Genomic DNA, 18,968 nt, shown 5'->3' with positions numbered 1-18,968 from the left:
GCCCTCATGTCGCAGGGACGTTCCCCGATCCTCGAGTTGAACCAGATCACGAAGGCCTTCGGCGGTGTCGAAGCCCTTCGTGGGGTGGACTTTTCGCTCTATGCCGGCGAGATCCATGGCCTCGTCGGCGAAAACGGCGCCGGGAAAAGCACGCTGATGAAGATCATCGCCGGCGTGCATCCGGAGTTCTCCGGCCGCTTCATGCTGGATGGCAAGGAGACCCGCTTCCACTCGGCCCGCGACGCGCACGCAGCCGGCATCGCTATGGTACATCAGGAGCTCAGCGTCGCGCCCGACCTGACGGTGGCCGAGAACGTCTTCCTCGGCAACCAGCCGACCAACCGGCTCGGGCTGGTGCAATGGCGCCGCATGGCGCGCGAGGCCGGCGAGCAGCTCGCCCGCTTCGGCATCGACGTCGATCCGATGAGCCGGCTCGGCGACCTGCCGATCGGCTTGCAGCAATTGATCGAGATCGCCCGCGTGCTGTTCTCCGGCGCGCGCATCGTCATCCTGGACGAGCCGACCTCGGCGCTTTCCCCGCCCGAGGTCGAGCGTCTGTTTGCGACGCTGCGCAGGCTGCGCGACGAAGGCACCAGCATCGTCTTCATCTCGCATTTCATCGAAGACATCCTGCGTGTCTCCGACACCGTGACCGTGTTCCGGAACGGGCGGAAAGTTGCAGAGACCGCCTCCGCCAGCACCACCAAGGGCGCCCTGATCGAGGCCATGATCGGCCGCGGCGGCGAAGTGCTGGAGCACAGCTACACCGATGACCTGATGCTGCCGCAATCGGGCGTCGGCTCGGTGGTCCTGAAGGTCGACCAGCTCTCGCTCGGCCGCAGCCTCCAGGACGTCTCGTTCGAGGCCCGCGCCGGCGAGGTGCTCGGAATCTACGGCTTCATGGGTTGCGGCCAGTTGGAGCTGTCGCGCATCCTGTTCGGCAAGCTGCGGCCGGACGGCGGCAGGCTGGTGGTCGACGGCGTCGCCAAGACGCTCCGCAGCACCGCAGCGGCGCGGCGTGCCGGTGTCGCGCTGGTGCCGGAAAGCCGGCGCGCGATGCTGTTCCACCAGGAGCCGGTCTACAAGAACGTCTCGATCAGCATTCTCGACCGGATCTCCGCCCTGCTGCTCAAGCCGGTCCGCGAGCGCACGATCGCGCAGCGGCAGGTCGAGCAATTGCAGATCCGGCCGCCGGTCGTCGGCCTCGACCTCGGCATGCTCTCCGGCGGCAACCAGCAGAAAGTGGCGCTGGCGAAATGGCTGACCTACCCGCCTCGCCTGTTGGTGTTGTGCGAGCCGACCCGCGGCATGGATGTCGGCGCCAAGAATGACGTGATCAACATCGTCCGCGACCTCAGAGCCAAGGGGCTCGCAATCATCGTACTGTCGACGGAGCCGGAGACGGTGCTGTCGCTGGCCGACCGGATCCTGGTCCTGAAGCGGGGCGCGGTGGTGCGAGAATTTGCCGGCGAGGCGGTGAGCAAGGACCGCCTGTTGGAAGCGGCGTGACGGGGATACATGATGACAAGCACTGACAGCGCGACAGCGCGAGGGGATCACCAGCGGTCGCGCGGGCTGGCGCCCTTCCTGCGCTCGCAGATGCGCAACATCGCGCCGTTCCTGACGCTGATCTTTCTCAGCGCATTCTTTGCCATCGCGAGCCCGTCGTTTGCGACACTCGACAATGTCGGCAACATCCTCACGCAAGTCTCGGTGACCGGCATCATCGCGGTCGGCCTCACCTTCGTCATCCTGTGCGCCGAGATCGACCTCTCGATCGCCAGCATCGCCAATGTGACCGGCATCGCGGTCGCCTACTTCACGCTGCAGGAGTCCTACGTCAACATCGCCAACGTTCCGATGCCCGGCTGGGCCGCGATCCTGCTGGCGTTGGCGCTGTGTGCGCTGCTCGGCGTCGTCAATGCGCTGGGGCTGACCATGATCGGCATCCCCTCCTTCATCATGACTCTGGCGATGATGCAGATCGCCGCCGGCGTCTCGGCGCTGCTGGTGCGCGGCCAGATCGCCTACAAGGTGCCGGACCTGATCACGACGCTCGGCTCCGGTTCGATCGGCGGCATCCCCTGGATCGTGATCGTTGCCGCCGTGATGCTGCTCGGCGGCCATCTGGTGCTGACCTACACGCGGTTCGGCCGCTACGTCTATATGGTCGGCGGCAATCGCGAGGCCGCGGAGTTTTCCGGCCTCAACGTCAAGCTGATCCTCGGCAGCGTGATGGTGATCTCGGCGGTCTGCTCGGGGATCGGCGGCATGCTCGGAGTGGCGCATTTCGGCAGCGCACAGCAGAACGAGTTCGACACCTATCTCCTGGACTCGATCGCGGCCGTGGTGGTCGGCGGCACCAGCCTGTTCGGCGGCCGCGGCGGCATCGGTAACACCATCGTCGGCCTGTTCGTGCTCGGCGTGCTCAACAACGGCCTCGACCATGTCAACATCGACAGCTTCCTGAAGATCCTTATCCGCGGTCTGATCCTGCTCGCCGCCCTGATCATCAACGTCTATGCGCAGCGGCTGCGCGAGCGGGCAGCGGAGTGAGGGCGCGGACGCGCTATCGATGTCATCACCCGCGAAGGCGGGTGATCCAGTATTCCAGAGACGTCGGGGCTTGAGCCGAGAGGCCGCGGCGTACTGGATCGCCCGGTCGGGCCGGGCGATGACAGGTGTAGTTGCGGACGCAGCTCCGTATTCTCGCGACATGAATTGCCCGAGCTTTGCTCTTCATTCCGCCCTCCTCTCGTAGAGGCGCAGGGAAAGCCGGGTGCCGATCGCACCGATAGGCCCGGTGCAACAAAAAAGCACCGGGGGTAGGACCACAGGTGAAACCGGAAACACTCCGGCTTTCCCTGCGCGATGGGTTACGGCTTATACGTGCTCGCCCCGGCGAGACTGGGCTTGGCGGCACTGCCTACCAGGTGTACCGCAGCGTGCCTTTGCCGGCGTAGCTCTGCGTCACGTTCGAGAACTCGCCTTCGAAGGTCGCGGCGGCCGACCAGCCGTTGATCCACTTCATCTCAGCGGATGCGGTGGCGAGCGCGGAATCGAACGCTTGCGCGGCGCCGTTGACGATGAAGCTCGCGCCCGGCAGCGTCTGGAAGGTCGCAGCGATCGAGCGATCCGGATTGAAATCATGCGCCCAGGCGGCGCGGCCGCGCAGCGTCAAGATGCCGTCCTGCATCGCGAAGGACCTGTCGGCGCGCAGGCCGAGTTCGCTGCGGCTGTCGGTGACGCTCTTGGCGTTGTAAGCCAATGCAAAGGCGCTCGCACCGGAGACAGCCGTCTCCGCGTAGCCCGGCAGCTCAAAGCTGGTGAACTGGCCTGCGGCGTAAGGCGTGATCCCGATGCCGCCCGCCCATGGCAACACGAAGCGGTAGCCGCCCTCGATGCGGCCGGACCAGGCGTTGGCGTTGAACTCCGCGCGCAGATGATCGACGCCCGCGATCGTCATGAAGCGATCGGTGGTGATATCCTGCCAGCCATAGGCGAGCGCGGCGGTGAGATAGGTCGGGCCGTTGGTGTGGCGGACGTATGCACCGGCCTGGAACAGGTCGGAGCGGCCGGAGCCGAGACCGTTGACGCTGAAATTGGTGCCGCCACCGGCCAGCGCAAAACCCGCCAGCGTGTTCGGTGAGATCAGATAATCGACGCCGACCGCCGTTCCATAGATGCGGCTCGTCGTGTTGTTCGAGCCGATTGCGGCATTGCCGTCGGTCGATTGCGAGCCGCCGAAGCCGGAGACCCATACACTCCAGCGCGGCTCGACCGCCAGGCGCGGCGGCGCCTTGGTGACCATCGCGAAGGCATCGGTCCGCCGGCTCGCCGCCGCATAGGCATCTTCCGCATAACCGGTGGCGCCGCCCGCGGAGCCGTTGCCTCCGTTGCGCGCCATGAAGGGGTCAGTCAGCAACCCGACAAACAGGTTCATCGCATCGAACGTTGTCTGCTGGGAGCCGGTTGCGAGCTCGCCGGAGGCTTGCGTCAGCCCTGCCGGCGTGAGCGCACCGAAGACAAGCGGAATCGTACCGACGCTGGCGAAGGAATCGGAGAGCGCATTTCCAACGGCCTGCTGATTGGCGTTCAATCCGCCGGGAATGGTGAGACCGGTGAAGTTCAGCGCCAAATTGAGGAAGGCGTGGTTACCGTCGTAGCTGAGGGAGGAGCTGAATCCCGCAGGCAGATTGGTATTGACCGGGCCGGCGAAGGTCCCGCTGACGCCGCCGCTCGCCGTCAGAATGGAGTACTGCTTAGCGACGTAGCTGCCATTGGCGAAGATCGCATTGACGGTCGCCCCGCCGAGCGCTGCCGTGCCGGTGACGTTGGCGAAGGACGCGGTTGCCGGATTGAGATTGACCACGTACAGCGCGCCGGACTGAAAGGCGAGATTGCCGGCGATCGTCATCGACGACCCCGGCGTGGCATTGCCGGGCGCGAGCGTCGCGCCGGAGCCAATGCTCACCGTGTTCGGAGGATCGACAAGACCCGTGCCGGTCAAAGTGCCGCCGGCGCCGACGTTGACCGCTGAGGAGCTTGTGATAGCGCCATCGACCTGCAGCACGCCGCCATTGACGTTGGTCGCGCCCGTATAGCCGCTGCTCCCGGTGAGAACCAACGTGCCCGCGCCGCTCTTGGTCAGCCCGCCGCTCCCGGAGATACTGCCGGAAAACGTGGTGCTGGTGCCGTCGCCACCGGTCGTCAACGTCGCCGAACCGAGCGCGACTGCGCCGGCACCGGCCAGCGAACCGACGGTCTGGTTGAAGCTGTTGAGATCGAGGACCGCTCCGCTCGCCACCGTAAAGGCACTGCCGGCTGAGAAGCTATTGGCCGCGCCCGCCTGCAGCCTGCCAGCATTGACGGCCGTCGCTCCCTGATAGGTGCCGGAGCCGGTGAGGACCAGCGTACCTGCACCGGTCTTGGTGAGGGAGCCCTGGCCCGAGATCGCGCCACCGAGTGTCAGGTCGGCATCGGCCTGGAAGGTGCCGCCGCCGGAGTTCAGCGCGACATCGCGTGTGGTCGAGATGGCGGAAGTCGTCTGCAAGACGCCGCCATTAAAGCTCAGCTTTCCCGAGACGCTGCCGAGAGCCGCGTCCGATGAAATCGACAAGACGCCCTGGTCTATGCTCCACGGCGTGAGGGCTGCCGTCGAACCCAGAAGCGTCCAGGTGCTGGTGCCGGTCTTCCGGAACACGCCGAAACCCTGATAGAGCGAACCGAGCTGCGAGACGTCGAAAGTGGCGTCGGTCGCGCCGCCGAGCCGCAACGTATCGGCGCTGCTGAAGGCGACAACATTGCCGGCGAAACTCGCGCCTGCCTGAATCTCCAGGATATTGGTGCCGCCGGTGAAGACGACTGCATTGGCCTGGGCGCCAGCGCCGAGATTGCCACGTCCGCCGGAGATCGTGCCGCTGTTGATCACGGTAAGATCGGCTCCCGAAATACCGATCCCGCCTGCACCCACCGCGCCGGACGCGCCGTTTTCAATACCGCTGCCGCCCAGACCGCCAATACTGCCATCGCCACCGCGGATCACACCGGCGTTGATCAACACGGCATGCGAAGCGACGTCGAGGACGCCCACGCCGCCGGCTCCGCCATTGCCACCAATGCCGCCTCTGCCACTGCCATTGGCCCCGAGCCCGCCGATACCGCCCAGACCTCCTTGGATGGTGCCGGTGTTGGTGAAGACGATCCCCGAACCGCCGAGCTTGAGGCCGGCCCCGCCATCGCCGCCATTGCCGCCGTTGCCACCTGTAGCAGCGCCTGTGCCGCCAGAGCCGCCCGCTCCGCCGACGCCGCCCGTTAGCGCCGAGCCGTTCGAACTCGCGGCGGCTCCGGTCACGACCAGGGCATGCCCACCCGATCCGCCGCCACCGCCACCCCCGCCGTCGGCGCCAGAACCGCCGTTCGAGTTGCCGCCGGCGCCGCCAGTCTGGCCGACGCCTCCGACGATCGGCGCAGCGTTGTCGATTTGAGAGATCGATTGTGTATTGGACCCTCCAGCTCCACCCGCGCCACCGTCGCCGCCGACTGCGCCAAGCGAGCCAACAGTATCTCCATGTCCGCCCAGTCCACCGGCCGCCCCTCCAGCACCGCCGCCGCCACCACCTCCACCGCCGCTAGCGGTGTTGGCGGCGGCATCCGAGCCAGCGTCTCCCGCCACGCCATCCGCCCCGCCCGCGCCGCCTATGCCGACGCCGACAGGAGAACCGTGATGGGCGTCGCCGCCCCGACCGCCATCAGCGAGCGCCGGCGCGACCGGCAAGCAACAGAGCTGGGTGACCAGGACTAACGATGCTGCACCCGCCGACATCGACGTGAGGCCGCGCCCGAAGGACTGTCCCATTTGCCCACCCGCTCATTCCGCCGGCGGGACTTCCTGTTCCACCGCATGCGCGCAACACGCTGGAAGGACCGAGCCCGCCGGTTGCAGCATCGCGTCTTGGCGATGCAGCCCCATTCACGCTGCATCACTACGCGTTCGGCGTGAGATCAGGCAAGAAAGTAAGCGCCGTTCGGCGACTGTCGTTCAGCGAGTGCGTCCTACAAACACCACTCGTGCGCGCCCAAGCGAAATATGGGTGTGCGTTGAACCGCCTCGCGCTTCCCATTGTCCCGGGATACCGCGAGAACAGTTTCGGATTTTTCGGAAGCGGCCCTCCGGACGTTTCGGGGGCCAGCTATCCCGCAAACTCCGGCTGCCAGTTGCGCGCCTCTCGGGCCGCCGCGGTGACTGCGCCAATCGTCGTGAACGACGGCGTCTCGAGCATCATGTTGCGTGCGAGCCTGAGCGCCCGCGCCTCACAGATCGCGCGCTGTTTCTCGTCTGCGATCCACTCGAAATCGATATTGTGCGCGAGGCCAAGGATGCGGCGGATGGTCTTGGCCGCCGCGAAGCCAACTGTGTCCTGGAATAGCCGCGCCATGTAAGCCTGCCGCTCCGCCTCCAGCCGCGCGGCGCCCGCCTCGCCTGCGAACAGTGATGCCGGATAACCGTCGCCCTTGGCGTCGTTGCGCCACAGCGCAAGGAATTTCCGGGCAAACTCGGTCCAGACGCCCTCGATCGTCTCCAACAGCCAGGCCTCGAACGAGGCGCGCTCGCCGGCCGAACGTTCGTGCCCGGCCGAGGCCAGGTAGGCCATCAGGAGATTGCCGATCACGGCGCCAAGATCGAAACCCATCGGTCCGTAGAAAGCGAATTCGGGATCGATCACCCGCGTTTCCCGCTCGGTGACCATGATCGAGCCGGTATGCAGGTCGCCATGGATCAGCGCCTCGGGGCTCGCCATGAACTTCAGCTTGAGCCGCGAGATCGCGACATGCAGGTCGAGATCGTCGCGGAAGGCAGCCGCGGCCGCATCGAGGTAGGGCGCGGTCCAGCGGTTCTGCTCGGCGATACGGTAGGGATCGGTGAAGATCAGATCCTCGGTGATCTTGCAGAGCGCGTGGTTGCCAGCGAAATCAGCGATCCCCTCCTTCTTCTCCGCGGCCGACAGCGCAAGGTCAGACGAAAAGAACAGAGTCTGGGCGAGGAAGGTCGAGATGTCCTCGACGAAGCGCGGGTAGCGCGTGGCGCCAACCAAGCCCTTGCGCATGATGATATGCGGCTCGAGCAACTCCATTGCGGTGAGCGCGAGCGGGCCGTCATGATGCAGCACCGACGGCACCAGCTTCGGCGCCAGCCGCGCCTGATGCACCAACGCCAGGTGCTCGTAGTGGGCGCGGGAGAGCGGCAGCGGCCAGCTCTCGCCGACCAGGCGCACATAGGGCAGCGCCTGCTTGACGGCGATGCCGCCGCGCGTGCCCTTGACGATGAAGACGAGGTTCAGATTGCCATCGCCGACCTCGCTGATCAACCAATCGGCCGGCGCTGCGCCGAGGTGCGCGACGATCGCGGGCAAGCCCGCGAGGTAGTCCCGCAGATCGGCCTCGCGCAGGATTCGATATTGGCTCTGCCCGGAGCCTGGTTGTGCCTGCAGGTTCATCGTGGTCGCCTCCTCCAGAATGTCGCAGGGCGAGGTTGATCCTCGCTCCCACTTCGGCCGATCCGGCCTTTTCCTGTCAGTTGTGGAACGCCGGCATCCCCATCAGGCTCGACAGCCGCTCGATCGAGAGATAGCCCGCGTAATAGGCCCACATCCCGATCGTGAAGATCACGGCCGAGAGCAGCGTGGTCCAAAGCAGCTTGCGGCCCATCCGCGCCAGCACCGGCGCGCCGGGATCGGTGCCGGGCGCAGCAATGCCGTCCTCATGCTGGCTGCGCACGCCGAACGGCAGCGTCAAGAACAGCACGACCCACCAAAGGACGAAGTAGATCGCAAGCCCCGTGGAGATCTGGTACGCCATGCGGCCTCAGGCCTGTTCGATCTCGACCAAGGCGCCCGAGAAGTCCTTGGGGTGGAAGAACAACACCGGCTTGCCGTGGGCGCCGATCTTCGGCTGGCCGTCGCCGAGCACGCGCGCGCCCTCGGCGACGAGACGGTCGCGGGCGGCGATGATGTCGGGCACGTCGTAGCAGACATGGTGGATGCCGCCGTCGGCGTTGCGCTCGACGAACTTTGCGATCGGCGAGGCCTCACCCAGCGGCTCGATGAACTCGATCTTGGTGTTCGGCAGCGTCACGAACACGGTGATGACGCCGTGCTCCGGCAGCGGCACGGCGTCGGAAATCTCGGCATTGAATGCCGTGCCGTATATCTTTGCCGCCTTCTTGGCGTCCTTGACCGCGATGGCGACGTGATTGAGCCGGCCCAGCATGCTTCTCTCCCTTTGTACTCGCGCGCCACGGCGGCGAATTCGCTTCGCCTCTCCCCGATGGGAAGAGGTGAACCTCGGTTGCCGCACCAACTCAACCGACCGTCAGAACGTGCACAAGGCAGATCGGCTTCTTGCCCCATTGCTCGTTCAGCAACGCCCGCACCGCACGGCGCACCGATTCCGCCAGCGCATCCGGATCGCGCCGCCGCGGCCGCGGCAAGCCTTCGATCGTCGATACCACGACATCGAACACGATGTCGTCGAGCATTTCGCCCGCGGCATTCTTCTCCGGCATGCCGACGAGATCAACCTCGGGGTCGTCGGCAAGCTCGCCCTGCTCGGTCATCGCGATGGCAACGAAGGCGCAGCCGGCAAATCCCATTCGCCGCCGCTCCACCACCGCGCGCGACTTCGAGTCCTCCAAGATGCTCCCGTCTTTGTAGAGCCGGCCGGCCGGCACTTCGCCAATGATGCCGGGATCGCCAGGGCCGAGCTTGACCATATCGCCGTTGCGGCAGGTCAGGACCTTCGGGACGCCTGCGGCGCGCGCCAGCTTGGCGTGCTCGGCCAGATGCAGGGCCTCGCCGTGCACGGGGATCAGCAGTTGCGGCCGCACCCAGGAGATCATGTCGCGCAGTTCCTCGCGGCGCGGATGGCCGGAGACGTGCACCAGATGGTCGCGGTCGGTAATGATCTCCACACCCTGCTCGACCAGCCCGTTGATGATGCTGCCCACCGCCTTCTCGTTGCCGGGGATGGTGCGCGAGGAGAAGATCACGGTGTCGCCCTTGTTGAGGGTGATCTGCGGATGATCGTCATTGGCGATCCGCGCCAGCGCCGCGCGTGGCTCGCCCTGGCTGCCAGTGCACAACGCCAGCACCTTGTCCGGCGGGAAGTGACCATAGACCTCGGTGCTGCGGAAGTTCTGCACGCCGTCGAGATAGCCGCACTCGCGCGCCACCTGCACTGCCCGCTCCATGGCGCGACCGACCACGACCACCTCGCGCTCGGCAGCCTTGGCGGCGTCGGCGACCGCTTTCATGCGTGCGACGTTGGAGGCGAAGGTGGTGACAGCCACCCGCCCCTTGGCCGCCCCGACCAGCTTCTTGATCGTGGCGGCAACCTCGGTCTCAGACGGCGAACGCCCGTCGCGCACGGCATTGGTGGAATCGCCGACCAGCGCCAGCACGCCCTCGTCGCCCAGTTCGCGCAGCCGCCGTTCATCGGTCGGCAGCCCGATGATCGGGGTCGGGTCGATCTTCCAGTCGCCGGTGTGCAAGACGGTGCCGACCTCGGTCTTGATCGCGAGCGCATGCGACTCCGGAATCGAATGCGCAACCGGAATGAACTCGACATTGAACGGGCCGATGTCGACCCGGCCGCCCGACGGGATCACCGTGATGGGAATCCTTGGCGGATTGCGCTCGGCGGCACATTTGGCCTCGAACAGCGACGCGCTGAACTGCGTCGCGTAGATCTTGCAGCCGAGCCTCGGCCAGAGATCGATGATGGCGCCGAAATGGTCCTCATGGGCGTGCGTGAGCACCAGGCCCATCAGATTGTTGCGCTCCTTCTCCAGGAAGCGGATGTCCGGCATGATCAGGTCGATGCCGGGCAGATGCTCCTCATCGCCGAAGGAGACGCCGAGATCGACCGCGAGGAAGGATCGCTGATGCCGATTGCCGAGGCCGTAGATCGACAGGTTCATGCCGATCTCGCCGACGCCGCCGAGCGGCGCAAAGGTCAGTTCGTCCGGGCGCGCCATCAGTTCGCCCTCACCGAGGCTGCGTTGCCGAAATAGACCTCGCCAGCCGTCACGGGCGTACGCTGGCCGTCGGCGGTGCGGACGATCAGGCAGCCGGTATCGTCGATGGTGTCGAAGGTCCCCTCCAGCGCCGCGGTCCCGGTCTGGATCGCGACCTTGCCGCCCAGGCCGGCGGCGCGCTCCAACCACAGCCGGCGGATTTCGGCAAAGCCCCGGCCGTTGTCCCAGATGCCGCGAAACTCGACCCAGGCGTCCGACAGCGCTGCGAACAGCTCCTCGGCACCGATCTGGACGCCGAGCGCCGTCAGCGATACGGCCGGTGTCGGGGTGCCCTCGGGCGCCGCCACCACGTTGGTGCCGATCCCGACGACGACCGCGAGGCGATCGCCGAGTCCTTCGGCCTCCAGCAGGATGCCCGACAGTTTCCTGCCGTCCGCCAGCACGTCGTTCGGCCATTTCAGGGTGTATGCCGGGCTCCGCCCGAGCCGCAGCGCCGCCTCGATGCTGACCTTTTGCAGCGCCGCCTCCAGCGACAGTCCGGCAGCGAAGCCGAGCGTCGCCGCGATCGCGGGCTGGACGTCCATCACCTCGAGGACACTGCTGGCGAGATTGCCGCGCGGCGCGACCCAGGCGCGCTGGCGCCGACCGCGTCCCGCGGTCTGCTCGGGGGTCACGAACCACATCGGCCCGCGCTCGCCGTCGCGGGCGCGCTGGAGCGCCTCGGCGTTGGTCGAGCCGATCCGATCGAAGGCGGCGAGCTTGTAGCCCGCCGCAATGGCCCGGGGTCCGAGCGTGAAGGTCATTTTGAAGTCTTGCACATGATCATCTCCCAAAACCAGCCTCCACGTTTCGGGATCATGCGCGTTAAAACAGCGACTTCGCCGCCGCCGATGCCATGCTGACGAGCGGCCCCGGATAGGCGAAGAAGAAGATATTGAAGATGCCCGCCACCGCCAGCACGATGCGCACCTCGACGCGGATCGGATCGAGCTTGCTGATCGGCTGATCGAAGTACATCACCTTGACGATCGACAGGTAGTAGAACGCGCCCACCACGCTGGTCAGCACGCCGATCACCGCGAGCGTGAACAGGTTGGCCTTGATCGCGGCGACGAAGACGTACCACTTGGCGAAGAAGCCGGCGAGCGGCGGGATGCCGGCAAGCGAGAACAGCAGCATCGCGAAGAAGAAGGCGAGCAGCGGATTGGTGCGCGACAGGCCGGCGAAATCGCTGATCTGCTCGACCGCTTGGCCGTTGCGCTTCATCGCCAGGATGATCGCGAAGGAACCGAGCGTCATCGCCACATAGATCGCGATATAGACCAGCACGCCCTGCGCGCCCTCGACCGTGCCCGAAGCGAGCCCGACCAGGGCAAAGCCCATGTGGCCGATCGACGAATAGGCCATCAGCCGCTTGATGTTGGTCTGGCCGATCGCCGCGAACGAGCCCAGCGCCATCGAGGCGATCGACACGAACACCAGGATCTGCTGCCACTCGGTGACGATGCCGGGGAACGCGGTGAGCGTCGCGCGCGTGAACACGGCTAGCGCGGCGACCTTCGGCGCGGACGCAAAGAACGCCGTCACCGGCGTCGGGGCGCCCTCATAGACGTCCGGTGTCCACATGTGGAACGGCACCGCCGACACCTTGAAGCAGAGGCCGACGAGCAGGAAGACGAGGCCGAACACGATGCCGATGCTGCCCGTGGTCGCCGCGGCGGCGATCCCGGCGAAGCTGACCGTGCCGGTGAAGCCGTAGATCAGCGAGGCGCCATAGAGCAGCATGCCCGACGACAGCGCGCCGAGCACGAAATACTTGAGGCCGGCCTCGCTCGACTTGGCATTGTCGCGCTGGCTCGCGGCGACGACATAGAGCGCGAGACTCATCAGCTCGAGGCCGAGATAAAGCGAGATCAGGTCGCCGGCGGAGATCAGCACCATCATGCCGAGCGTCGACAGCAGCACCAGGATGGAGAACTCGAAGGTACGACCGGTCGGCTGCGAGAGGAACTCGGTCGCCAGGAGCAGGGTCGCGGCCGAGCCGATCAGCGCCAGGACCTTCAGGAAGCGGGCGAAATCGTCGACGATGAAGCTGCCGCCGAAGGTGACAAGCTTGCCGGCCGGCAGCCACACTTCCAACAGGCCGGTCAGGATCAGCAGGCACACGGCAAGCGCCGTGACCAGCCGCGTCGTCCCCTGCCCGCGATAGGCTCCGATCATCAACAGCACCATGGCGCCGACCGCGAGCACCAGCTCCGGCAGCACCGGCTGCAACTGATAACCTGCACTGGAAAAGCTCATGGCGGCGGCCTTACTTCACGACCAGCGAGGCTGCCTTCACGGCAGTCACGGCGGTATTGTAGTTGTTGACGAGTTGCTGGACCGAGGCCGCCGACATGTCGAGCACCGGCTTCGGATAGACGCCGAACAGGATGGTCAGCGCGATCAACGGGAACAGCGTCACGCACTCACGGAAGGTGAGATCCTTGATCGACATCAGCGCCGGCTTGACCAGGGCGCCGAACACCACCTTGCGGTAGAGCCAGAGCGCATAGGCCGCCGACAGGATCACGCCAGTGGTGGCGAAGAACGCGGTCGGCAGCGAGACCTTGAAGGTGCCGAGCAGCGTCATGAACTCGCCGACGAATCCGGAGGTGCCGGGCAGGCCGACATTGGCCATGGTGAAGATCATGAACGTCATCGCGTAGAGCGGCATCCGATTCACCAGGCCGCCATAGGTCGCGATCTCACGGGAATGCATGCGGTCGTAGACCACGCCGACGCAGAGGAAGAGCGCGCCGGAGACGATGCCGTGCGACACCATCTGGAACATGCCCCCTGCAACACCCTGCGTCGTGACCGCGAAGATGCCCATGGTGACGAAGCCCATATGCGCGACCGACGAGTACGCGATCAGCTTCTTCATGTCCTCCTGCATCAGCGCCACCAGCGAGGTGTAGATGATGGCGATGACGGACAACGTGAACACGAACGGCGCGAAGTCATGCGAGGCCAGCGGGAACATCGGCAGCGAGAAGCGCAGGAAGCCGTAGCCGCCCATCTTCAGAAGGATCGCAGCCAGCACCACCGAGCCCGCCGTCGGCGCCTCGACGTGCGCGTCCGGCAACCAGGTATGCACCGGCCACATCGGCATCTTCACCGCGAACGAGGCGAAGAAGGCGAGCCACGCCCAGGTCTGCATGCCGCGCGGCACCGCGGTCTGCATCAGGGTCGGGATATCAGTCGTGCCGGCGTTCCAGTACAGCGCCATGATGGCAAGCAGCATCAGCACCGAGCCGAGCAGCGTGTAGAGGAAGAACTTGAACGACGCGTAGACCCGGCGCGGACCGCCCCAGACGCCGATGATCAGGAACATCGGGATCAGGCCGCCTTCGAAGAACAGGTAGAACAGCACGAGATCTAGCGCCGAGAAGGTGCCGACCATCAGCGTTTCCAGGATCAGGAACGCCATCATGTATTCGCCGACCCGGCTCGTGATCGCCCGCCAGCTCGCGATGATGCACAGCGGCATGATTGCCGTGGTGAGGATCAGCAGCGGGAGCGAAATGCCGTCGACACCCATGTGATAGGTGATGCCGGTGGCAAGCCAGGACGCCTTCTCGACGAACTGGAAGTCGGTCTGCGTCGGATCAAAGCGCGCCACCAGGATCAGCGAGATCACGAAGGTGATCACTGTCGTCCACAGCGCGATCCAGCGCGCCGTGCGGTTGGCGGTCTCGTCGCCGCCCCGCGCCAGCAGATAGACCAGGATCGCGCCGACGGTCGGCAGGAAGGTCGTGACGGAGAGGATTGGCCAGGTTGTCATTTACTGGCCTCCCAAGCCGAACATGAACCAGGTGATCAATCCGGCAGCCCCGATCAGCATCGCAAAGGCGTAGTGATAGAGGTAGCCGGTCTGCAGTTTGACGACGTTACGGGTGACGTCGAGCACGCGGGCCGAGACTCCGTCGGGACCGAAGCCGTCGATGATGAAGCCGTCGCCCTTCTTCCAGAGCGTGTAGCCGATCCACTTCGCCGGGCGAACGAAGATCAGGTCGTATAGCTCGTCAAAGTACCATTTGTTGAGCAGGAACTGGTACAGCATCGGCTGCTGGTTCGCGAGCTCTTCCGGCAGGTACGGCCTGCGGATGTAGAACATGTAGGAGATGAACAGGCCGATCACCATCATGACGGTGGGCAGCGGCGCGAGCCAACCCGGGATGTGCTCCATGTCCTCGAGGATATGCGGGTTCATCTTCACGGACTCGCGGAAGAACTCCTCGACACCGTGGGGGCTGGCGAACAGCTCCTTGAACGGCAGGCCCGCCAGGATCGATCCGGCCGCCAGCACGCCGATCGGCACCAGCATCCACATCGGGCTCTCATGCGCCGCCTCGTAGTGCTTGTGGTCGTGCGGCTCGCCGAAGAAGGTCTTGAAGATCAGGCGCCAGGAATAGAACGAGGTCAGGCCGGCGGCCGCGATCGTCAGCAGATAGGCATAGCTCGCCATCGGATTATGCGCGGCATAGGCCGACTCGATGATCGCGTCCTTGGAAAAGTAGCCTGCAAACAGCGGGAAACCGGTCAGCGCCAGCGTGCCGATGCACATTACCGCGAAGGTGTACGGGATCTTGCGCCACAGCCCGCCCATGTTGCGGATGTCCTGCTCGTGATGCATCGCGTAGATCACCGAACCTGATCCTAGGAACAGCAGCGCCTTGAAGAAGGCGTGCGTGAACAGGTGGAACATGCCGACCGAATAGGCCCCCGCCCCCATCGCCACGAACATGTAGCCGAGCTGCGAACAGGTCGAGTAGGCGACGATGCGCTTGATGTCGTTCTGCACCAGACCGACGGTCGCAGCGAAGAATGCGGTGGTCGCGCCGAAGAACATCACAACGGCTTGCGCGGTCGGCGACAGCTCGAACAGCGGCGACAGGCGCGCCACCATGAAGACGCCGGCGGTGACCATGGTCGCGGCATGGATCAGCGCCGACACCGGGGTCGGGCCTTCCATCGCATCCGGCAACCAGGTGTGCAGCAGGAACTGCGCCGACTTGCCCATCGCGCCCATGAACAGCAGAAGGCAGGTCAGCGTCAGCGCATCGGCATGCCAGCCGAAGAAGTCGATGGTCTTGCCGGTCAGCCCGGGCGCCGTATGGAAGATGGTTTCGAAATCGGTCGAGCCCACCAGCGCGAAGATCGCGAAGATGCCGAGCGCGAAGCCGAAATCGCCGACGCGGTTGACCACGAAGGCCTTGATCGCCGCGGCGTTCGCCGACGGCTTCTGATACCAGAAGCCGATCAACAGATAGCTCGCCAGACCGACGCCCTCCCAGCCGAAGAATAGCTGCACGAGGTTGTCCGAGGTCACCAGCATCAGCATCGCGAAGGTGAACAGGCTGAGATAGCCGAAGAAGCGCGGCCGGTTCGGGTCTTCGTCCATGTAGCCGATGGAATAGAGGTGAACGAGCGCCGACACCGTGTTGACCACGACCAGCATCACTGCGGTCAGCGTGTCGGCCCGCAGCGTCCAGGCCACCTGCAGGTCGCCCGAGGTGATCCAGGGCAGCAGCACGACGCGGGCGTCATGGTGCATGAAGCCGACGTCAACGAGCGCGAACCATGACAGCGCCGCCGATACGAACAAGAGGCCGGTGGTGATCAGCTCGGCCAGCCGCGATCCGGCGGCTGGCGGGTCCGAGACATGGTGGTCGTCGTGACCATGATCGTCATGGCCGTGTTCGACGTGAGCCGCCGCGGCATGAGCATCGCCATGTGCATCGTCATGATGCTCGACGATGTCGCCGCTCGGATTGCGCGCATGCGCACCGACCAGCGAAATGATCCCTGCGAGGATGGCGCCCAGCAAAGGCAGGAATACGATTGCCTGTACCATAACTGCGCCTAGCCCTTCATCAGATTGACGTCTTCAACCGCGATCGAACCGCGGTTGCGGAAATAGACCACCAGCACGGCAAGGCCGATCGCGGCCTCGGCCGCCGCCACCGTCAGCACCAGCAGCGCGAACACCTGGCCGACGATGTCGCCGAGGAAGGTCGAGAACGCCACCAGGTTGATGTTGACCGAGAGCAGGATCAGCTCGATCGACATCAGGATGACGATGATGTTCTTGCGGTTGAGGAAGATGCCGAGGATCCCGAGCGTGAACAGGATCGCGCCGACCGCGAGATAGTGCCCGAGCCCGATCGTCATTTCACCCACTCCGCCGCGTCGGCGTCCTGCAGTCCCTGCCCCGACGCTACCTTGCGCAACGCCATCGCCATGTCAGGCGTGCGCGCGTTCTGCACGCTGATGTTCTGACGCTTGACGTTGGCCTTGTGGCGCAGCGTCAGCACGATGGCCCCGATCATCGCGACCAGCAGCACCATGCCGGCGAGCTGGAAGTAATGGATGTACTTCGTGTAGAGCACGAGGCCCAGCGCCTCGGTGTTGCTCACATTGGTCGGGATCGCCGCCGTGATCGTCTTGGTGACCGCCGGATTGATCACCCAAGCGCCGACCACCAAAAGCAGCTCGAACATGAAGATGCCGCCGATCACGATGCCTATTGGCAGGTACTGGATGAAGCCCTCACGCAGCTCCACGAAATCGACGTCGAGCATCATGATCACGAACAGGAACAGCACCGCGACCGCGCCGACATAGACGACGATCAGGATCATTCCGAGAAACTCGGCCCCCATCAGGATGAACAGGCCTGCCGCGTTGACGAACGCCAGGATCAGGAACAGCACGGAGTGCACGGGATTGCGCGAGACAATCACCATCACTGCCGACGCCACGCAGACGGCGGAAAACAGATAGAAGAACAACGCCGGAAGGATCATGCCCTCACCTCACCGGTACGGCGCGTCGAGCGCGATCGACTTCGCGATCTCGCGCTCCCAGCGGTCGCCATTGGCGAGCAGCTTGGCCTTGTCATAATAAAGTTCCTCGCGGGTCTCGGTCGCGAATTCGAAGTTCGGCCCCTCGACGATGGCGTCGACCGGGCATGCCTCCTGGCATAGGCCGCAATAGATGCACTTCACCATGTCGATGTCGTAACGGACGGTGCGGCGGGTGCCGTCGTTGCGGCGCGGGCCGGCCTCGATCGTGATCGCCTGCGCCGGGCAGATCGCCTCGCACAGCTTGCAGGCGATGCAGCGCTCCTCGCCGTTCGGATAGCGGCGCAGCGCGTGCTCGCCGCGGAAGCGCGGCGAGATCGGGCCCTTCTCGAAGGGGTAGTTCAGCGTCGGCTTCGGCTGGACGAAATAGCGCATGGCGAGAAAGAACGCCGAGACGAATTCCGACAGCAGAAGCGAGCGGGCTGTTGCGTTGACGTTAACACTCATGACGGCCTCACTTCGGCGCGATGCCGGCGAACTGCAGCACAGCGGCCACGATCACCACCATCGCCAGCGACAGCGGCAGGAACACCTTCCAGCCGAGCCGCATCAGTTGATCGTAGCGGTAGCGCGGCACGATCGCCTTCGCCATCGCGAACAGGAAGAACATGAAGAACAGCTTCAGCGCGAACCACACGATCCCCGGGATCCAGGTGAACGGCGGCAGCGCCACCGGCGGCAGCCAGCCGCCGAGGAACAGGATCGTCGCCATCGCGCACATCGTGGTGATAGCGACGTACTCGCCGAGCATGAACAGCAAATACGGCGTCGAGCCGTATTCGACCATGAAGCCGGCGACGAGCTCGGATTCCGCTTCGACCAGGTCGAACGGCGGACGGTTGGTCTCCGCGAGCGCCGAGACGTAGAACACCACGAACATCGGGAACAGCGGCCACACATACCAGTTCAGGATGGTGAGCTGCGGCAGCCCGATCAAGCTGGCGAAGCCGCGGGTGTTCTGCGCCTCCACCACCGCCGACAGGTTCAGCGAGCCGACGCAGAGCAGCACGGTGATGATCACGAAGCCGATCGAGACCTCGTACGACACCATCTGCGCCGCCGAGCGCAACGCGGCCAGGAACGGATATTTCGAGTTCGACGACCAGCCGGCCATGATGATGCCGTAGATCGACAGCGACGAGATCGCAAAGATGTAGAGGATGCCGACATTGATGTCGGAGATCACCCAGCCGAAATCCATCGGGATCACCGCCCAGGCGGCGAGCGCCAGGATACAGGAGACGAGCGGCGCCAGCAGGAACACGCCCTTGTTGGCGCTGGCCGGGATCGTCGGCTCCTTCAGCACGAACTTCAGCAGGTCGGCGAAGGATTGCAGCAGCCCGAACGGGCCGACCACATTGGGGCCGCGGCGGATCTGCACCGCTGCCCAGATCTTGCGGTCGGCGAGCAGGATGTAGGCGATCGCGATCAGGAGCACGACGAGCAGCAACAGGCTCTCCGCGACCATGATGATCAGCGGCCAGAGAAAGCCGGTCCAGAACGAGCTTGCGAAGAATTCAGCCATC

General features: G+C 65.1%; 16 protein-coding genes. 3 read left to right on the top strand and 13 right to left on the bottom strand.

The features are described from left to right. Positions 1–6 precede the first annotated feature (6 nt). Positions 7–1,509: a sugar ABC transporter ATP-binding protein gene (locus tag P6U25_RS17140; RefSeq protein ID WP_407152291.1), complete on the top strand. Its 1,503-nt coding sequence runs from the start codon at positions 7–9 to the stop codon at positions 1,507–1,509. Positions 1,510–1,518: 9 nt separating this feature from the next. Further along, positions 1,519–2,556, top strand: a complete 1,038-nt coding sequence (locus P6U25_RS17135) for an ABC transporter permease (RefSeq protein ID WP_407152290.1) — start codon at positions 1,519–1,521, stop codon at positions 2,554–2,556. 370 nt (positions 2,557–2,926) lie between these two features. Here P6U25_RS17135 and P6U25_RS17130 read toward each other — a convergent pair whose 3' ends face one another. After that, a complete protein-coding gene (locus P6U25_RS17130) occupies positions 2,927–5,854 on the bottom strand; it encodes an autotransporter domain-containing protein (RefSeq protein ID WP_407152289.1) in 2,928 nt (975 codons plus the stop codon). Between the two features lie 9 nt (positions 5,855–5,863). Here P6U25_RS17130 and P6U25_RS17125 point away from each other — a divergent pair, with 9 nt between their 5' ends. Then, positions 5,864–6,304, top strand: a complete 441-nt coding sequence (locus P6U25_RS17125; protein WP_407152288.1) for a hypothetical protein — start codon at positions 5,864–5,866, stop codon at positions 6,302–6,304. Between the two features lie 388 nt (positions 6,305–6,692). On the opposite strand, the gene mtnK is transcribed toward P6U25_RS17125, so the two are convergent. From mtnK to nuoH, 12 genes are all read right to left on the bottom strand, one after another. Beyond that, on the bottom strand, positions 6,693–7,997 hold the full coding sequence (gene mtnK / locus P6U25_RS17120; RefSeq protein ID WP_407152287.1) for an S-methyl-5-thioribose kinase: 1,305 nt from the start codon (positions 7,995–7,997) through the stop codon (positions 6,693–6,695). Positions 7,998–8,073: 76 nt separating this feature from the next. Then, on the bottom strand, positions 8,074–8,358 hold the full coding sequence (locus P6U25_RS17115) for a DUF1467 family protein (protein WP_407152286.1): 285 nt from the start codon (positions 8,356–8,358) through the stop codon (positions 8,074–8,076). A 6-nt stretch (positions 8,359–8,364) separates the two neighbouring features. Then, positions 8,365–8,769, bottom strand: a complete 405-nt coding sequence (gene mce, locus P6U25_RS17110) for a methylmalonyl-CoA epimerase (protein ID WP_407152285.1) — start codon at positions 8,767–8,769, stop codon at positions 8,365–8,367. 91 nt (positions 8,770–8,860) lie between these two features. Further along, on the bottom strand, positions 8,861–10,534 hold the full coding sequence (locus P6U25_RS17105; RefSeq protein WP_407152284.1) for a ribonuclease J: 1,674 nt from the start codon (positions 10,532–10,534) through the stop codon (positions 8,861–8,863). Beyond that, complete coding sequence (locus tag P6U25_RS17100) at positions 10,534–11,337, bottom strand: biotin--[acetyl-CoA-carboxylase] ligase (RefSeq protein WP_407152544.1); 804 nt, start codon at positions 11,335–11,337, stop codon at positions 10,534–10,536. Before P6U25_RS17100 ends, P6U25_RS17105 begins: the two co-directional genes overlap by 1 nt. A gap of 61 nt (positions 11,338–11,398) precedes the next feature. After that, positions 11,399–12,835: an NADH-quinone oxidoreductase subunit NuoN gene (nuoN, locus tag P6U25_RS17095; protein ID WP_407152283.1), complete on the bottom strand. Its 1,437-nt coding sequence runs from the start codon at positions 12,833–12,835 to the stop codon at positions 11,399–11,401. A gap of 10 nt (positions 12,836–12,845) precedes the next feature. Beyond that, positions 12,846–14,360 carry an NADH-quinone oxidoreductase subunit M gene (locus P6U25_RS17090; RefSeq protein ID WP_407152282.1) on the bottom strand — a complete coding sequence of 505 codons (1,515 nt, stop codon included), beginning with the start codon at positions 14,358–14,360 and terminating at the stop codon, positions 12,846–12,848. Then, on the bottom strand, positions 14,361–16,433 hold the full coding sequence (nuoL, locus tag P6U25_RS17085; protein ID WP_407152281.1) for an NADH-quinone oxidoreductase subunit L: 2,073 nt from the start codon (positions 16,431–16,433) through the stop codon (positions 14,361–14,363). Between the two features lie 8 nt (positions 16,434–16,441). Next, positions 16,442–16,750, bottom strand: a complete 309-nt coding sequence (gene nuoK, locus P6U25_RS17080) for an NADH-quinone oxidoreductase subunit NuoK (RefSeq protein WP_027537255.1) — start codon at positions 16,748–16,750, stop codon at positions 16,442–16,444. Then, positions 16,747–17,385, bottom strand: coding sequence for an NADH-quinone oxidoreductase subunit J (locus P6U25_RS17075; RefSeq protein ID WP_407152280.1), 639 nt, complete (start codon positions 17,383–17,385; stop codon positions 16,747–16,749). Before P6U25_RS17075 ends, nuoK begins: the two co-directional genes overlap by 4 nt. A 9-nt stretch (positions 17,386–17,394) precedes the next feature. Beyond that, positions 17,395–17,889 (bottom strand): NADH-quinone oxidoreductase subunit NuoI, encoded by a 495-nt coding sequence (gene nuoI, locus P6U25_RS17070; RefSeq protein ID WP_407152279.1) that lies wholly within the window; start codon positions 17,887–17,889, stop codon positions 17,395–17,397. 7 nt (positions 17,890–17,896) lie between these two features. Beyond that, on the bottom strand, positions 17,897–18,967 hold the full coding sequence (gene nuoH / locus P6U25_RS17065; protein WP_407152278.1) for an NADH-quinone oxidoreductase subunit NuoH: 1,071 nt from the start codon (positions 18,965–18,967) through the stop codon (positions 17,897–17,899). Position 18,968 lies beyond the last annotated feature (1 nt).

Source organism: Bradyrhizobium sp. ORS 86, from assembly GCF_045571475.1.
Classification (GTDB): Bacteria; Pseudomonadota; Alphaproteobacteria; order Rhizobiales; family Xanthobacteraceae; genus Bradyrhizobium.
The sequence above is the reverse complement of the archived record's forward strand: the minus strand, read 5'-3'. Positions and strand labels throughout refer to the sequence as shown.

What these genes read in the sequence shown, in the direction of transcription:
- P6U25_RS17140 (WP_407152291.1), top strand. Translation starts at nt 7, where the DNA reads ATGTCGCAGGGACGTTCCCCGATCCTCGAGTTGAACCAGATCACGAAG.
- P6U25_RS17135 (WP_407152290.1), top strand. Translation starts at nt 1,519, where the DNA reads ATGATGACAAGCACTGACAGCGCGACAGCGCGAGGGGATCACCAGCGG.
- P6U25_RS17125 (WP_407152288.1), top strand. Translation starts at nt 5,864, where the DNA reads ATGCCCACCCGATCCGCCGCCACCGCCACCCCCGCCGTCGGCGCCAGA.
- mtnK (WP_407152287.1), bottom strand. Translation starts at nt 7,997, where the DNA reads ATGAACCTGCAGGCACAACCAGGCTCCGGGCAGAGCCAATATCGAATC.
- P6U25_RS17115 (WP_407152286.1), bottom strand. Translation starts at nt 8,358, where the DNA reads ATGGCGTACCAGATCTCCACGGGGCTTGCGATCTACTTCGTCCTTTGG.
- mce (WP_407152285.1), bottom strand. Translation starts at nt 8,769, where the DNA reads ATGCTGGGCCGGCTCAATCACGTCGCCATCGCGGTCAAGGACGCCAAG.
- P6U25_RS17105 (WP_407152284.1), bottom strand. Translation starts at nt 10,534, where the DNA reads ATGGCGCGCCCGGACGAACTGACCTTTGCGCCGCTCGGCGGCGTCGGC.
- P6U25_RS17100 (WP_407152544.1), bottom strand. Translation starts at nt 11,337, where the DNA reads ATGACCTTCACGCTCGGACCCCGGGCCATTGCGGCGGGCTACAAGCTC.
- nuoN (WP_407152283.1), bottom strand. Translation starts at nt 12,835, where the DNA reads ATGAGCTTTTCCAGTGCAGGTTATCAGTTGCAGCCGGTGCTGCCGGAG.
- P6U25_RS17090 (WP_407152282.1), bottom strand. Translation starts at nt 14,360, where the DNA reads ATGACAACCTGGCCAATCCTCTCCGTCACGACCTTCCTGCCGACCGTC.
- nuoL (WP_407152281.1), bottom strand. Translation starts at nt 16,433, where the DNA reads ATGGTACAGGCAATCGTATTCCTGCCTTTGCTGGGCGCCATCCTCGCA.
- nuoK (WP_027537255.1), bottom strand. Translation starts at nt 16,750, where the DNA reads ATGACGATCGGGCTCGGGCACTATCTCGCGGTCGGCGCGATCCTGTTC.
- P6U25_RS17075 (WP_407152280.1), bottom strand. Translation starts at nt 17,385, where the DNA reads ATGATCCTTCCGGCGTTGTTCTTCTATCTGTTTTCCGCCGTCTGCGTG.
- nuoI (WP_407152279.1), bottom strand. Translation starts at nt 17,889, where the DNA reads ATGAGTGTTAACGTCAACGCAACAGCCCGCTCGCTTCTGCTGTCGGAA.
- nuoH (WP_407152278.1), bottom strand. Translation starts at nt 18,967, where the DNA reads ATGGCTGAATTCTTCGCAAGCTCGTTCTGGACCGGCTTTCTCTGGCCG.